At 68.0% G+C, this 13,771-nt stretch carries 15 protein-coding genes and 1 pseudogene; 10 read left to right on the forward strand and 6 right to left on the reverse strand.

From position 1 onward, the window contains the following. Nucleotides 1-101: 101 nt before the first annotated feature. Both D0D37_RS28750 and D0D37_RS47525 read left to right on the forward strand, forming a co-directional pair. Complete coding sequence (locus tag D0D37_RS28750) at nt 102-1,112, forward strand: glycosyltransferase (protein ID WP_116203717.1); 1,011 nt, start codon at nt 102-104, stop codon at nt 1,110-1,112. Continuing rightward, nucleotides 1,109-1,552 (forward strand): annotated as a pseudogene (locus D0D37_RS47525) (polysaccharide deacetylase family protein); the annotation flags it as partial. The gene D0D37_RS28750 and the pseudogene D0D37_RS47525, both read left to right, overlap by 4 nt. A 156-nt stretch (nt 1,553-1,708) precedes the next feature. Here the strand turns inward: D0D37_RS47525 and D0D37_RS28760 are convergent. Continuing rightward, nucleotides 1,709-2,707, reverse strand: coding sequence for a M56 family metallopeptidase (locus D0D37_RS28760; RefSeq protein WP_208720184.1), 999 nt, complete (start codon nt 2,705-2,707; stop codon nt 1,709-1,711). 1 nt (nt 2,708) lies between these two features. Next, nucleotides 2,709-3,086, reverse strand: a complete 378-nt coding sequence (locus D0D37_RS28765) for a BlaI/MecI/CopY family transcriptional regulator (protein ID WP_116203718.1) — start codon at nt 3,084-3,086, stop codon at nt 2,709-2,711. Between the two features lie 90 nt (nt 3,087-3,176). Here D0D37_RS28765 and D0D37_RS28770 point away from each other — a divergent pair, with 90 nt between their 5' ends. The 4 genes from D0D37_RS28770 to D0D37_RS28785 are packed head-to-tail and all read left to right on the forward strand — an operon-like array spanning nt 3,177 to nt 5,454. Next, nucleotides 3,177-3,779: a DedA family protein gene (locus tag D0D37_RS28770; RefSeq protein ID WP_116203719.1), complete on the forward strand. Its 603-nt coding sequence runs from the start codon at nt 3,177-3,179 to the stop codon at nt 3,777-3,779. Beyond that, the gene (locus D0D37_RS28775) at nt 3,776-4,345 is read left to right on the forward strand and encodes a phosphatase PAP2 family protein (protein ID WP_116203720.1); all 570 of its coding nucleotides are present in this window, start codon (nt 3,776-3,778) and stop codon (nt 4,343-4,345) included. The genes D0D37_RS28770 and D0D37_RS28775 overlap by 4 nt, the downstream gene beginning before the upstream one ends. Next, on the forward strand, nt 4,342-4,707 hold the full coding sequence (locus tag D0D37_RS28780; protein ID WP_116203721.1) for a DUF1707 SHOCT-like domain-containing protein: 366 nt from the start codon (nt 4,342-4,344) through the stop codon (nt 4,705-4,707). Before D0D37_RS28775 ends, D0D37_RS28780 begins: the two co-directional genes overlap by 4 nt. Before the next feature lie 9 nt (nt 4,708-4,716). Then, a complete protein-coding gene (locus D0D37_RS28785) occupies nt 4,717-5,454 on the forward strand; it encodes an SDR family oxidoreductase (RefSeq protein ID WP_116203722.1) in 738 nt (245 codons plus the stop codon). On the opposite strand, the gene D0D37_RS28790 is transcribed toward D0D37_RS28785, so the two are convergent. Genes D0D37_RS28790 through D0D37_RS28800 form a run of 3 tightly spaced genes read right to left on the reverse strand, consistent with a single transcriptional unit; the run spans nt 5,451 to nt 9,019 of the window. Further along, nucleotides 5,451-6,989, reverse strand: coding sequence for an acyl-CoA synthetase (locus D0D37_RS28790; RefSeq protein WP_116203723.1), 1,539 nt, complete (start codon nt 6,987-6,989; stop codon nt 5,451-5,453). The two genes, D0D37_RS28785 and D0D37_RS28790, sit on opposite strands and share 4 nt — an antisense overlap. A 16-nt stretch (nt 6,990-7,005) precedes the next feature. After that, nucleotides 7,006-8,127 carry a DUF5938 domain-containing protein gene (locus tag D0D37_RS28795; RefSeq protein ID WP_116203724.1) on the reverse strand — a complete coding sequence of 374 codons (1,122 nt, stop codon included), beginning with the start codon at nt 8,125-8,127 and terminating at the stop codon, nt 7,006-7,008. A 43-nt stretch (nt 8,128-8,170) separates the two neighbouring features. Next, nucleotides 8,171-9,019: an SDR family NAD(P)-dependent oxidoreductase gene (locus tag D0D37_RS28800; protein WP_244223709.1), complete on the reverse strand. Its 849-nt coding sequence runs from the start codon at nt 9,017-9,019 to the stop codon at nt 8,171-8,173. Between the two features lie 78 nt (nt 9,020-9,097). On the opposite strand from D0D37_RS28800, the gene D0D37_RS28805 reads away from it, so the two are divergent. The 4 genes from D0D37_RS28805 to D0D37_RS28820 all read left to right on the forward strand — a co-directional run bounded on the left by D0D37_RS28805 (nt 9,098) and on the right by D0D37_RS28820 (nt 12,252). Next, entirely contained in the window at nt 9,098-9,712 is a 615-nt protein-coding gene (locus D0D37_RS28805; RefSeq protein ID WP_116203725.1) for a TetR/AcrR family transcriptional regulator, read from the forward strand. A gap of 95 nt (nt 9,713-9,807) precedes the next feature. Next, on the forward strand, nt 9,808-10,839 hold the full coding sequence (locus tag D0D37_RS28810; RefSeq protein ID WP_116203726.1) for a Dyp-type peroxidase: 1,032 nt from the start codon (nt 9,808-9,810) through the stop codon (nt 10,837-10,839). Next, nucleotides 10,836-11,633, forward strand: a complete 798-nt coding sequence (locus tag D0D37_RS28815; RefSeq protein ID WP_116203727.1) for a family 1 encapsulin nanocompartment shell protein — start codon at nt 10,836-10,838, stop codon at nt 11,631-11,633. The genes D0D37_RS28810 and D0D37_RS28815 overlap by 4 nt, the downstream gene beginning before the upstream one ends. Before the next feature lie 82 nt (nt 11,634-11,715). After that, entirely contained in the window at nt 11,716-12,252 is a 537-nt protein-coding gene (locus tag D0D37_RS28820) for a M15 family metallopeptidase (RefSeq protein ID WP_116203728.1), read from the forward strand. Nucleotides 12,253-12,275: 23 nt separating this feature from the next. Here the strand turns inward: D0D37_RS28820 and D0D37_RS28825 are convergent, their stop codons facing one another. Then, on the reverse strand, nt 12,276-13,481 hold the full coding sequence (locus tag D0D37_RS28825) for a glycosyl hydrolase family 8 (RefSeq protein ID WP_116203729.1): 1,206 nt from the start codon (nt 13,479-13,481) through the stop codon (nt 12,276-12,278). Nucleotides 13,482-13,771: the final 290 nt, after the last annotated feature.

The raw sequence follows: 13,771 nt of genomic DNA on the forward strand, positions 1-13,771 counted from the left end.
GTCGGACCGAGGGTGTATCTCCGCGGCCGGGGCGGTCTCGACTCTCATTCTACAGGGATGTAGTTTTACTACAGCCGTGTAGAAGTCGAAAGGGGTGCCGGATGGCCCGCGTGGTGATCGTGTCCGCCCGGATCGGGGCGGGGCACGACGGTGCCGCCAGGGAGCTGGACCGGTGGTTCGCCGATCGCGGCGCGCACGTCGTCCGCGCTGATTTCCTGGACCTGCTGCCGGGAAGACTCGGCGAGCTGCTCTGCGGCGCCTATCACCAGCAGCTGAACACGGTGCCACGCAGCTGGGACTGGCTGCTCGGCGCACTCGGTACGCCCGCGCTGGCCGGAGCAGCCCGCCGGTTCGCCGGTCTCGCCACGCCCCGGCTGCGGGAACTGCTCGGAGACAACACTGACGTGGTCGTCTCGACCTATCCGCTCGCGACGCACGCGGTCGCCCGGCTGCGGCGGTCGAGCGAACTGACCGCACCGCTCGTCGTCTACCTCACCGACCCTTCCGTGCACCGGCTGTGCGTGAGCCCGGACGCGACGCTCACCGTCGCTCCCAACGAAACCGCCGCCCGCCAAGCCAAAGCGCTCGGCGCCGGTCGCACGCTCGTCTCACGCCCGTTGGTCGCACCCGCGTTCCGGCCGTCGGAAGGGATGACCGAACGGCTGCGGCTCCGGCTCGCCTTCGGACTCCCGCACGACGGCCCGCTCGCGTTGGTGGTGGCCGGTTCGTGGGGCGTCGGCCAAATCGGACAGACCGCCGACGACCTCCTCTCGACCGGTCTCGTTGAGCCGGTAGTGGTGTGCGGCCGCAACGAAGCACTGGCCGAGCGGCTGCGGAAGACCGGACACCGGCACGTATTCGGCTGGGTCGACAAGATGCCGGAGCTGATGCGCGCGTGCGACGTCGTGGTGCAGAACGCGGGCGGGCTGACGACGTCGGAGGCGCTCGCGACCGGCCTGCCGGTGCTGACTTACCGCTGCCTGCCCGGCCACGGCCGCGCCAACGCCGCGGTGCTGCACGACGACGGGATCGTGCCGTGGGTGCATACGCCGAGCGAACTGACCGAGGCGCTGGAGTGGTTGCTGCGGCGGCCGGTCAAGGCGGCCGGATGATCCGCGGAATCGCCACGGCGGCCGTCGCGCACGCGGCACCGGCGGCGCTGTTTCTGCCGCAGCTCAGAACGCCCCGGCTGGCCGGACGAGGCGACCCCAGCCACGTAGCACTGACCTTCGACGACGGCCCGAACCCGGAGTCCACGCCGCAGTTCCTTCAAACCCTCGAGAAGCTGGACGTCCGCGCGACCTTCTTCGTGCTGGGGCGGGAGTTGGCGGCAGCACCGGAACTCGGCCGGGAGGTCGCCGCAGCCGGGCATGAAGTCGCGGTGCACGGTTGGGATCACCGCTGCTTCCTGCGCCGCTCCCCGAAAGCCCTGCACGACGAACTGGCGCACACCGTCGACCTGATCGAACTCGTCACCGGCACCCGGCCGCAGTGGCTGCGCGCGCCGTACGGAGTGTTCAGCGCGAGCGCATTGGTCTCAGCGCGAATCCTCGGCCTGCAGCCCGTTTTGTGGAGTACCTGGGGATTCGACTGGACCAGTCGCGCCACTCCGCGTTCGGTCGTGCGCACCGTGTGCCGAAGGCTGACCGGCGGCGGCACGATCCTGCTGCACGACTCCGATGTCGCCGCCGCGCCGGGAGCGTGGCAGTCAGCGCTCGGCGCAATCCCGGTGCTGGTGGCGGAATGCCGGGAGCGTGGACTCGCCGTGGGGCCCTTGCGCGACCACGCAAGCGGCCTGCTGAGCGGTCTCGAGGCCGGTGTGCAGATCGGTGGCCGCGTCGAGGGTGCAGGCCGTCGACCAAGCACACGCGCCGAGTACGACCGCCACGGCGACCGCGGCCAGCGGTTTTCGCCGCGAACCTGACGACGGAGCGGAAAGCAGCGCACGCACGCGTTGCGGCACTGGCCCGCCGGTCGCGGCAAGCGCGAGCGACGGCTGGGAACGGCTGGCCAGCGCGGCCTTCGCGACCGCCGTGGCCACGAGCTTCCGGTCGCCGACGCGGTCCGCGGCCGCTTCGTCCGCCCAGCGTTCCAACGCGAACCGGGCCGCCGAACCGAGCGGACGCAACACCGGGTTGACCGTGGTCGCGACCGTCACGATCGCGGCGAAAACGTGGTGCCGCAGCCGCAGATGCGCGCGTTCGTGGGCAAGCAGCGCGCGGCGTTCCCGAGGTTCCAGCGCGGAGAGCATCCCGCTGGACACCGCGATCCGGCCGCCGCCCCCGGCCACCGCGAACGCGACCGGTTCCTCGCCCGGCAGCAGCACGAAGCCGGCCTCGCGGGTGTGCTCGTTCAGCTCGGCGTGCACCTTTCGATGCCAGCGCACGTACTGAATCGCCGTGCGAGTCAACGCGACCCCGGCGACCACGAGCGCGATCCCGCTGACGACCGCCAGCGGCAGGTTCACCGCGTCGGCCCCGTGGAACGCGACCGCGGAGAAATCGCCCAGCTCGCCGACAAATGGCAGCTGCGCCAGGCCCGCGGCGGCGAGGACCGCGAGCGTCGCCGTGCTGCCGACGGCGAGCACCAGCGCCGATCCAGCGAGCAGCCAACTGCCCAGCCGCGGCGACAAGCGGGGTGCGACCCAGCGCGCCACCGGCCAGGACGCCAGCGGCAGCAGCAGCGGAGCGAGCAGGTCGAGGTTCACGTCAGCCGCCGTTCTGGCGCAGAAGATCGCGCAGCACGCGCTCGTCCGACGCGGACAGGTTCGACACGAACTTCGCCAGCACGCTCGATCGGTCCGCTTCGGCGTCGAGCACCTTGCTCATCCGGCGGGCGGCGAGCCCGGGTTCGTCGTCGGCGGCGCGGTAGGTGAACGAGCGGCCCTGCTTCTCGCGGGTCGCCACGCCCTTCTCGAACAGCCGGGACAGGATCGTGACGACGGTGGTGTAGGCCAGCCCGCCGCCGATCCGCTCCTGCACGCCGGCGGCCGACATCGGCTCGTCGGATTCCCACAGCACCGCGAGCACCTCGGCCTCCAGCTCCCCGGGAGCCCGCCGGGCGCTCTCGCCCCGTCCGTTCCGCATGGCCCAAATTCTACCTGTTTGTCGAAGCCGCTCGGCTCGCTACTACGTTCATGTAGAATTTCGACAGTTGTGTAGTAGTTGGAGGTGGGCATGCTCGACCCGAAGTGGCTGCTGGCCGCGTTCGGCCCGCTCGGCGTCTTCGCGGTGATGTTCGCCGAGACCGGCCTGCTCGTGGGCTTCTTCCTGCCGGGCGATTCGCTGTTGTTCACCGCGGGGGTGCTGGCGGCCTCGTCGAAGCTGCACCTGCCCCTCGCGGCCGTCATCGTCGCCGCGGCGGCCGGAGCACTGCTCGGCGCGCAGACCGGATTCATCCTCGGCCGGCGCGGTGGCGGTGCGCTGCTCGTCCGCGTGCGCAGCAAGCACCTGCACGAAGGCGTCGCGCGCGGATCTGCGCTGCTCACCCGGTACGGGCTGGGCAAGGCGGTGGTGCTGGCCCGGTTTATCCCGGTCGTCCGGACCGTGCTGAACCCGCTCGCCGGCATCGCCGGGATGCCCGCCGCGAAGTTCGCGATGTGGCAGGTGCTCGGCGGTCTGCTGTGGACGGTCGGGGTGACGCTCGCCGGGTACGCGCTCGGCGCGTCGGTGCCCAACATCGACACGTACCTGCTGCCGATCATCGCTGTGGTGGTGCTGCTTTCGCTGAGCCCGCTGCTGGTCGAGCTTGTCCGCGCACGAAGGAGTGCCACGCGATGATCGACGCTGGCTTGTATCGCGACGTCACGGATTTCGCGTGGTCCCAGCACTGGCTGGCCGGAATCGCGACGACGTTCAGCGAATACGGAGTTTTCCTGGTGGCGCCGGTGATCCTCGCGCTGCTCTGGCGGGCGCGCACCCGGGGACCGGCGGCGCTGGCAGCCGCGGCGTGGGTGCCGATCGCGATCGCGGTGGCGCTTGCCGTGGACACCGTGCTGAAGTCGGTGTTCGCCGAGGTCCGGCCATGTCGCGTGGTCGCTGGCGTGCACACGCTGTTGCCGTGCGACCCGCCGACCGACTACGCCTTTCCCAGCAACCACACGGTCATCGTCGCGGCGTTCGCGGTCGCAGTGCTGCTGATAAACCGCAAATGGGGGATCTGGGCGCTCGTTTTCGCGGTGCTGATGGGGATTTCGCGAGTGTACGTCGGGGCGCACTATCCGCACGACGTGCTTGCGGGATTCGTGGTCGGCGCCGGGGTCGGGTTGCTCGGGCTCGTGGTCCGCGAACCGCTCGCGAAGGTGGCGGTTCGGCTGATTCCGGCTGTATCCGGGAGGAAAGCATGACCGATCGACCTGTCCGCTGCTCCGACGCCGAACGCGAGCAAACGACGAAAGTCCTGAACAACGCGGCGGGCGAGGGACGGCTGAGCCTGGCCGAGGTGGAAGAACGGGTCACGACCGTCTATACGGCGCAGTACCGGCACGAACTGGACGCGGTGGTCGCGGATCTGCCTTCGCCCGCGGCGCGGCCCCGCTGGCAGCCGTTGCTCCTGCTGGCCGGGCATCAGCTGGTCACGGAGTTCGGTGCCGCGCCGCCGCGGCGGAAGCTGGCCGTCGGGATGCTGCTGATGATCGCGATGGCGATGATGGTTTTCCTTGCCGCGCACGGCTTCGCCGACGAAGGAGATCATTTCGGGCGCCACTAGACTGGTGGCGTGCAGAGGGAATCGGGCGTCGCCTTGGTCACCGGAAGTTCGCGGGGAATCGGCAGGGCGATCGCGGAACGGCTGGGTGCGGACGGGTTTTCCGTCGCGGTCAACTACCGCACTGACCAGGACGCGGCCGAGGCTGTCGTAGCCAAGATCCGCACGGACGGCGGGCAGGCGGTCGCTCTGCGCGCGGACGTGACCGACGACGCCGAGCTGCGCGGCCTTTTCGACCGCACGGAACAGGAATTCGGCGGCCTCGACGTGGTCGTCGCCAACGTGGGGATCGCCCGGTTCGTGCCGCTCGCGGAGGCCTCCGACGAGATCTTCGACCTGATTTTCTCTACTAATCTGCGGCCGACCTTCGTCTCCTTGCGCGAGGCGGCCCGGCGAGTGCGCGACGGCGGCCGGATCGTCGTGGTGTCGAGCGGAGTGGTCCAAACCGCCCGGCCCGGCACTGGGATTTATGGTGCCGCGAAGGCCGCCGGAGACCAGTTCGTACGGGTGCTGGCGAAGGAACTCGGCCCGCGCGGTGTGACGGTGAACAGCGTGCTCCCGGGTGCCGTCCGCACCGAAGCGCTCCTCGCTGATGGGCCGCCGGGTGTGGTCGAGTACAGCGCGAAGCAGACTCCGCTTGGCCGTATTGCGGAGCCTGGGGACATCGCGGATATTGTGGGTTTTCTGGCGTCGGATCAGGCTCGGTGGGTGACTGGTCAGACGGTGCATGCGGGTGGCGGTCAGTTCTAAGCGCGCTCGCCCAGCAGCTGCGTCCGTACGTCGGTTTTCAGCACCTTTCCGACCTTCGACCGCGGCAGATCCGGCCACAGCAAGACCTCCTTCGGCGTCTTCACACTGCCGAGCAGTTCCTTCACCGTGGCCCGCAGCTCGTCCGCGGCAGCGGTTCGGCCTTGGTGCAACTGGACGACCGCCGTCACCTGTTCGCCCCATTTTTCGTGCGGCAGCCCGATCACCGCGCAGTCCTGCACCGCGGGATGCGTCATCAGCGCCTGCTCCACCTCTGCCGAGTAGACGTTGAACCCGCCGGTGATGATCATGTCCTTCGCCCGGTCCACGACGTACAGGAAGTTCTCCTCGTCGAGGTAGCCGATGTCGCCGGTGTGGTGCCAGCCGTGCCTGCTGACGTCGGCGGTGGCGTCCGGATTCCGGTAGTACCCCGGCATCACCAGCGGCCCGCGCACCACGATCTCGCCGCGTTCGCCGCGCGGCAGCAGGGTTCCGTCGTCGGCCATGATCGCCACCTGCGTCAGCGGCGTCGGACGGCCCGCGGAGGTGAAGCGTTCGCGGGCCAGCGAACCGTCCGGATGGAAGTGATCGGCCGGGGCCAGCGTCGAGATCATCATCGGTGCTTCGCTTTGTCCGAACAGCTGACCGAGCACCGGTCCGATCCGGGTGATCGCCTCCTCCAGCCGGGCGGCCGACATCGGCGCGGCCCCGTACCACAGGCATTCCAGTGAGCTGAAGTCCGTTGTGGACAGTGCTGGATGGTCCAGTAGCAGGTAAATCAGCGTAGGCGGCAAGAAGGTGTGCGTGATCCGGTGCCGTTCGATCAGTTCGAGGAACCGGCCGAGATCCGGCGACGGCATCACCACGATCTCGCCGCCCAGCGCCAGCACCGGGAAGCACAAGACCCCGGCGGCGTGTGTGAGCGGGGCCAACGCGAGGTAGCGCGGACGCGGCTGGAACGGGTAGCTCATCAACGTCAACGCCGACATGGTTTCGACGTTGTGTCCGGTCAGCACCACGCCTTTCGGTCGTCCGGTGGTGCCGCCGGTGCCGACGAGCATGGCCGTGTCGTCCGGCGGATCGGTTTGCCACGGCGCGTCGAAGAGCCCTTCGAGCCATTCAGCCAGCGGGATCGCGCCGGGGAAAGAGCCGTCGAGACACACCACCGTGGTCAGTTTCGGCAGCTGGTCGGCGATGCGGGAAACGAGCGGCGCGAAGGACTTCTGCACGAGCAGGCACGTGCAGTCGAACAGGTCGAGCAGCTCCCGGTTCTCCGCCGCTTCGTTGCGCGGGTTGACCGGGCACCAGACCGCCCCTGCCCGGCTGATGCCGAAGACGCACCCGAACGACACTGGGTCGTTCGCGGAGAGGATCGCCACCTTGTCGCCCGGCCGCACGCCGGAACGCGCGAGCGCCCGGGCGACGCGCCAGGACAGCTGCTGGACCTCGCCGTAGCTGAGCGATCCGCCGTCCGTGGTCAAACACGGGGCCGACGGGCCCAGCGAGGCGCCCTTGTCGAGGTAATCGGTCAGTCGCACCGCTCGTCTCCCAGTCTCAGGACTGCACTGTCAAAACCGGATTCGAGACCAGCCCGAACGACCGCAGCACGCCGAGCAGTTCGCGGTGCCCGAACGCCTGGCACGCCGACGCGAACCCGGCCCGCTTCGGCGGTTGCTGCAGCAGTGAATACGCCGCATACGCCTGCATCAGCCCGGTCTGCTTGTAGTTGCAGGTCCCGTGGATCACGCAGTGCGCACGGCCGAGCGGGCCGGACGCGTGCACCGAGTCCAGCGACGTGTTGATCCGCTGGTTCTCGCGCGGCGGCATTTCGTCCCGGACCGCGGCCGCTTGCTCGTGCAGCACCTTGAGTTTTTCTTCCAGCGGCAGGTCTTTCACCTGCTCCAGCACGGCCGCTACGATCTGCGGCACACCCTGCATCAGTGCCCGGTCGAATACGCCGCCGACCGCTTTCACGTTGGCCACGCGCGGATCGTTCTTGAACCACACCGGATGCGACGTGCCGCCCCACGGCAGCGCGAGCCCGATCTCGTGATGCCCCGGCACACTTACGTCCTGCAGCCCGCCGTCCGCTGGCCAGGGCGCGTATTCGTTCTGCTCCAGGTAATACGCGGCGGACAGCGCGGCGTTCACCAGGATGGTTTGTGTGGAAGCGACGGTGGGATAACCCTTCCAGAACACCAGGATGTCCAAAGTGTCCAGTCCGGGCGTCTCCAGGCAGAGGTTCGCCGCGATCTCGCCGGTGGTGTACATCTGCGCGATGCCGGGGGAGAGCAGCAGGCCCTTGGCGGCCATGTCCGCGCCGTAGCGTTCTTCGGCGGAGATCAGCCAATCCTGCTCGCCGGTGGTGTCGAGGTAGTGCGTTCCGGATTCGAGACAGGACTGGACGACCTCGTGGCCGTATTCGCTGAACGGGCCGACGGTGTTGCACACGACCGACGCGTCGCGGAAAAGCTCGGTGAGCGGACCGGTTTCGTGCGATACCTCGACGACCTCGTGGTCCACGGTGTCGAGGCCGGGAATCTGGTCGAGCGCGGCCTGGACCCGGGCCTTGTCCCGGCCCGCGGCGGTGAAGGGCACGTTGTACTCGCGGAGGTATTCGCAGATCAGGCGGCCGGTGTAGCCGGACGCGCCGTAAACGACGACGGGCTTGGTCACGACTGGGTTTCCTCTCTTGGAATGCTGGAGCGCTGGAGGGAATTCACATGCCCATGCCGCCGTCGACCGGGAGGCCGGCGCCGGTGATGAAGCGGGCGGCGTCCGAGGCGAGGAACACCACCGCGTCGGCCATGTCGGCGACCTCGCCGAGCCGTCCGGCCGGGGTCTGCGCGACGACCGCGCCGATCGCCTCCTCGACGCTCGGGAACAGCCCGACGTCGACCACGTCGGTCGCGAGCTGGTTGCCCATCTGCGTCGGGACCAAGCCCGGGTACACGCAGTTCACCCGCACCCCGTAGCCGAGCTTCCCGGCCTCCATCGCCGCGACGCGGGTAAGCCGGTCGACCGCCGATTTCGTCGCCGAATAACCCGCGATGCCGGGGAAAGCGATGGTCGCGGCCACCGAGGAGATGTTCACGACCGCACCGCCGTTCCCGGCGACGCCTCCCGGGCGCATGGCGCGGAACGCGTGCTTCACGCCGAGCGAGGTGCCGAGCACGTTGACCTCGAGCATCTTCCGCACGTCCGCCGGATTGAGGTCGGCGACGAGACCGGTGATCTCCACGCCCGCGTTGTTCACGACGATGTCGAGCCCGCCGTGCTCGCCGACCACCGCCTCGACCGCCTGCGCCCAGTTGTCGTCGTCGGTGACGTCCAGCCGGACGAACCCGGAGCTGGCCCCGCTCTGCTTGATCGCGTCGGCGGTCTTTCGGCCGAGGTCCTCCTGGACGTCGCCGATCACCACCGCCGCGCCTGCCTTCGCGAGCGCCTCGGCCATGCCCTGGCCGAGGCCCTGCGCGCCGCCGGTGACCAGCGCGGTGCGCCCGGTCAGGTCGTACGAACCCATCGACATCTCCTCCTTGAGACGTGCCGCCAGTGCGGTGTAGGTCACACCGTAGCTAATTTTGGACAGTCGTCAAGATTTTCTTGGACACTCGTCAAGAAACGGTGTCGCGCTAGACTGCCGGGTGTGACACAGGCGAAGGAGCGCATCTCCCGCCGCGCCGTGGACAAGTTCGCCCAGCGCCGCGAGCAGCTGGCCGAGTCCGCGCTGCAGGCGCTGGCCGAGCTGGGCTATGCCCGCACGAGCCTGCGCGAAATCGCCCAGAAATCCGACTTCTCGCACGGCGTCCTGCACTACTACTTCGCCGACAAGGTCGAGCTGCTCACCTACGCGGTCCGCAAGTTCGAAGAGGTCTGCGTGACCCGCTACGACGACGTAGTGGCCGAGGCAGGTTCGGCGGAGGAGCTGAAGCACGGCTTCGGCGCGGCGATGGCCGGCACGCTGCGGACCGACGCGGCGATGCACCGCCTCTGGTACGACCTGCGCAACCAAAGCCTCTTCGAGGAGTCCTTCCGCGGCGATGTGCTCGACATCGACGAACAGCGCCAGGACATGGTGTGGCGCGTCGTGCGGCGCTACGCCGAGTTCACCGAACGGCCCGCTCAGGTGTCGCCGGAGGTCGCGTACGCCGCCTTCGACGGCCTGTTCCAGCGCGCTCTGCTGCAGCAACTCGCCGGTCAGGACGGCGCGGCGGACCGCTTGGAAGCCGACGTCGCGGCTCTGCTCACGCACTTCGTCTGACGGTTACCCCTCCCGAGTGGTGATGCCCGGTGCGCGCGCCCGTCCGTGGTTAGGATGCGCTCGGACGGTCACCGGGTGAAAAGGGGTGCGCGAGCGTGCAAGCGGGGGACCTTGAACCGCCTGAGCCGCAGGCCGTTTCCGCGCCGTTGACCAGGGCGGCGATCTTCCTGATGGTCAGCGTCCACGCCGGTGCCGAACAGATCGCGAAGGACCTTCTCGCCGACCTGGCCGGGCTGCAGCGCGCGGTCGGCTTCCGCGACGCCGGTGCCGGGCTTACCTGCGTCGCCGGGATTTCGTCCGCGGCGTGGGACCGGATCTACGGCGGACCGCGACCGGCGGAGCTGCACGAGCTGCCGGTGTTCTCCGGCGACAAGCACACAAGCGTGCTCACCGCTGAGGCCGACCTGCTGTTCCACCTCCGCGCCGACCGGCTCGACCTGTGCTTCGAGCTGGAATCGCTGATCATGGACCGGCTGCGCGGTTCGGTGACGGTGCTCGACGAGGTACAGGGCTTCCGGTACTTCGACGCGCGCGACGTGCTCGGTTTCGTCGACGGCACCGAGAATCCGACCGGCAACGGCGTCAATCAGGCAGTGCTGGTGGACGACGACGAACCGTTCGACCGGGGCAGTTACGTTGTCGTGCAGAAGTATCTGCACGACATGCAGGCCTGGAACGCGCTCAGCACTGAGCAGCAGGAGCTGGTGATCGGACGGCGCAAACTGTCCGATGTGGAGCTTTCGGACGAGGAAAAGCCCGCTGATTCCCACCTCGCGCTCAACGTGATCACCGACGACGAGGGCAACGAACTCGACATCCTGCGCGACAACATGCCGTTCGGCCGTCCCGGGCACGACGAGTTCGGCACGTATTTCATCGGCTACACCAAATCGCCCGCGGTGATCGAGAAGATGCTGGAGAACATGTTCGTCGGGTCGCCGCCGGGCAACTACGACCGGATCCTCGATTTCTCCACGCCCCACACCGGCGCGCTGTTCTATGTGCCGACCGCGGACTTCCTCGAAGATCCGCCGGACGCCCCGCCCGAGCCGGAACCGCCGGCTGCCGCGACGCCCGCCGGGACGTCGCTGGGCATCGGAAGCCTGCGAAGGAGCATTCGGTCATGAACAACCTGCATCGCGAACTCGCTCCGATCTCCGCAGCCGCGTGGGCGGACCTGGAGGAGGAGGCGAAGCGCACGTTCGCCGAGTTCGCCGCCGCGCGCCGGGTGGTCGACGTCGTCGTCACCGGCGACCCGGCGCTGGCCGCGATCGGCACCGGACGCCGCGAACGCGTCGGCGACAAGTTCGACGGCGTCGCGACGAGCCTGCGCACGGCGCAACGGATCGTGGAGTTGCGGGTGCCGTTCACGGTGTCGCGCGAGGAAGTCGATTCGGTGGAGTGGGGCGCGAAAGACGCCGATTGGCAGCCAGTGAAGGACGCCGCGCAGCAGATCGCGTACGCCGAGGACCGGATCGTGCTCGACGGTTTCGCCGAGGCGGGCATCACCGGGATTCGGTCAGCTTCGTCGCTTTCGCCGATCGCGCTGCCGCCGGAGGCCCCGGGCTACCCGAAGGCGATCGGCGACGCGATCGCCGAACTGCGCGACGCGGGCGTGGCCGGGCCGTACACCGTCCTGCTCAGCGACGACGAGTTCACCGCCGCGTACGAGGCGGCCAACCACGGTTATCCGGTGCTGGAACACCTGAAACAGATCGTGGACGGCGATCTCATCCGCACGCCCGCGATCAGCGGTGCCTGCGTGCTGTCCACCCGCGGAGGCGACTACGAACTCCACTTCGGACAGGACCTGTCCATTGGTTACGCCAGCCACGACGCGTCCACTGTGGAGCTGTACTTCTACGAGACGCTGACGTTCCTCGTGAACACCGCGGAAGCGGGGATCGGGCTGACCGCCTGACGTTACCTGTTCATGCGGTCTTGTTACGCAGCGCGGACATTCGCCGAACCGTCCGGGGATACCCGCTCGCGATAGTTGCGGCGTGCTGCAGAACAAGATCAAAACCATGCTGCTCGTGCTGCCCGCGGCAGTCGTCGCCGGATGCTCTGGCCTCACGACGCTAGACGGCGATCCGGACCACGACCCGGTTCAGGGCGGTGCCCCGGAAGGCGTCACGCTGAGGCCGTCCGACACGAGCTACCCGGCCGTCGGGAATCTCGACCCGGCGTTGCGGAAAGCGTTGCAGGAGGCGGCAACCGACGCGCGTCAGCGCAATGTGGACATTCAGATCGCGTCGGGCTGGCGGACGAAGGAGTACCAGCAGAAGCTGCTCGATGCGGGCGTCGAAAAGTACGGCAGCCTGGAAAAGGCGCGGAAGTACGTGAACACGCCGGAACAATCGACGCACGTGTCCGGCAAGGCGGTCGACGTCGCCCCGACGCGAGCCGACGACTGGCTCATCCAGCACGGCGCGAAATACGGCCTGTGCCAGGTGTACTCGAACGAGATGTGGCACTTCGAACTGCTGACCACCCCCGGCGGAAAGTGCCCGCCTGCCCGCACGGACGCCGCCGGTTAGTCGTCCGTGCGGGCAGGTCAGGGTCACGGGGCCCAGTAGTTGCCGGACATCACCAGGTAGACGAGCAGCTTGATGGTCTCGCCGTAGTAAGTGTCGTCATACGGATTGCCCGCCAGGTACTTCCACAGCGAATCCGTCCATGCCTGGTCGCCGGCGGCCATCGCCGCGACACCCACCGGATTGGCCGCGACCTCGGACTGGTCACTGGTCTTGGTCGGCGTACCGTCCAATTTGGTGTGCGGATAGATCTTGGCCGGGTTGCCGCCAGAATGGCTCTTGTAGCTGGCCGATTCCTTCTTGGCGACGTCGGTCGCGACCTTGCCGCCGTACAACAACGCGTCCGTGCCCATGTGCCAAGGCACGCGAACGGAGTTGTACCCCACGATATTGTCCGGCTGATTCTCGAGGTGGTCCGCGGGCGCGGGCTTCGGGCTGCTGGTGTTCGCACCGACCACGAAGTCAGACAACAGATTCGCGTTCGGCGAGTACTTGGCCGTGAACTGGGTGATCAGCTGCTCGGTCCGGGTGACGACCTTGTTCCAGTCGTGCGCGGTGTCGTACTTCGCGAACGCGCGCAGATGGTCAAGCATGAAGTCGGACGGCCGGGTGTCGTCATTGCCCGCGTCGTCGGCGATCTTGAGATGCCCGTCGGACGCGACGTCGTACTTGTAAACCTTGTCCAGCCAGTCCTTGGCGGCGGCGCTGTAACCGCCCCACTGCTTGTCCGCGAGAATCAGCCCGTAGCCGACGTCGAGATCGCCGTCGGTGGCCGAGTCAGGCGTGCCGCCGTCGGAGTACTTGCAGGTCTTGCCGTCGATCACCCACTGGAAGAGCCCCTTGCCGTCCCGGTGGTCCTGGACGAACTTCCACATCCCGTCGAAGATGGTTTTGGCCTGGTCGTCGTAACCGGCCATCAACGGGACGATGTTCATCCCGTAGCCCTGGGCCTCGGAAACGGTGCCCTTGTTGGGCGCGTCGTCGGTAGCCCAGACGAGGTAACCGCCGCAAGCCTGGCGGAGGTAAGTTTTCTTCCAGGAGTCGTACTGCTTCTTGACCGCGGAGTCCTGCTCGGCCTGGCTGACCGAAGGCCGGACGCCGGTCTGATAGGTGACGTGCGCGGGAAACGGATGTGCCACGGAGGCTGCGGTCGCAGGCCCAGCACCGGCCAGCGCAGCAGCAAGCGAAACGGAAGCGGCGGCGAACAGCGCCGCCTTCCGGGAAGCGGGCATCGGATAGGTCTCCTTGTTAGTAAAGTTTCCTAACTAGGCGGCGTTGAGGAAAGCCTGCTGCCAGTGGGGTGATCGTGTCAAGATGTCCGGCTCGGAATAGTCGGGTGTACCGGTTCCGAAGCAGTCCGTGAAGGGCTCCTTGAGGGAATCTGACCTGGATCCACTGGTTGTTTTTTGTGGTGGTTTCTGGTGTTGGTGGCGGGGTGTGCGGGTGCTGGTTGGGGGTGTGGGCGTGGTGGTGTGGCTGGCGTCGCACCAGCGCGTTCCACTTGTTCGGGTCGGGGTGGGCG

The organism is Amycolatopsis circi (genome assembly GCF_003385235.1).
Taxonomy (GTDB): domain Bacteria; phylum Actinomycetota; class Actinomycetes; order Mycobacteriales; family Pseudonocardiaceae; genus Amycolatopsis; species Amycolatopsis circi.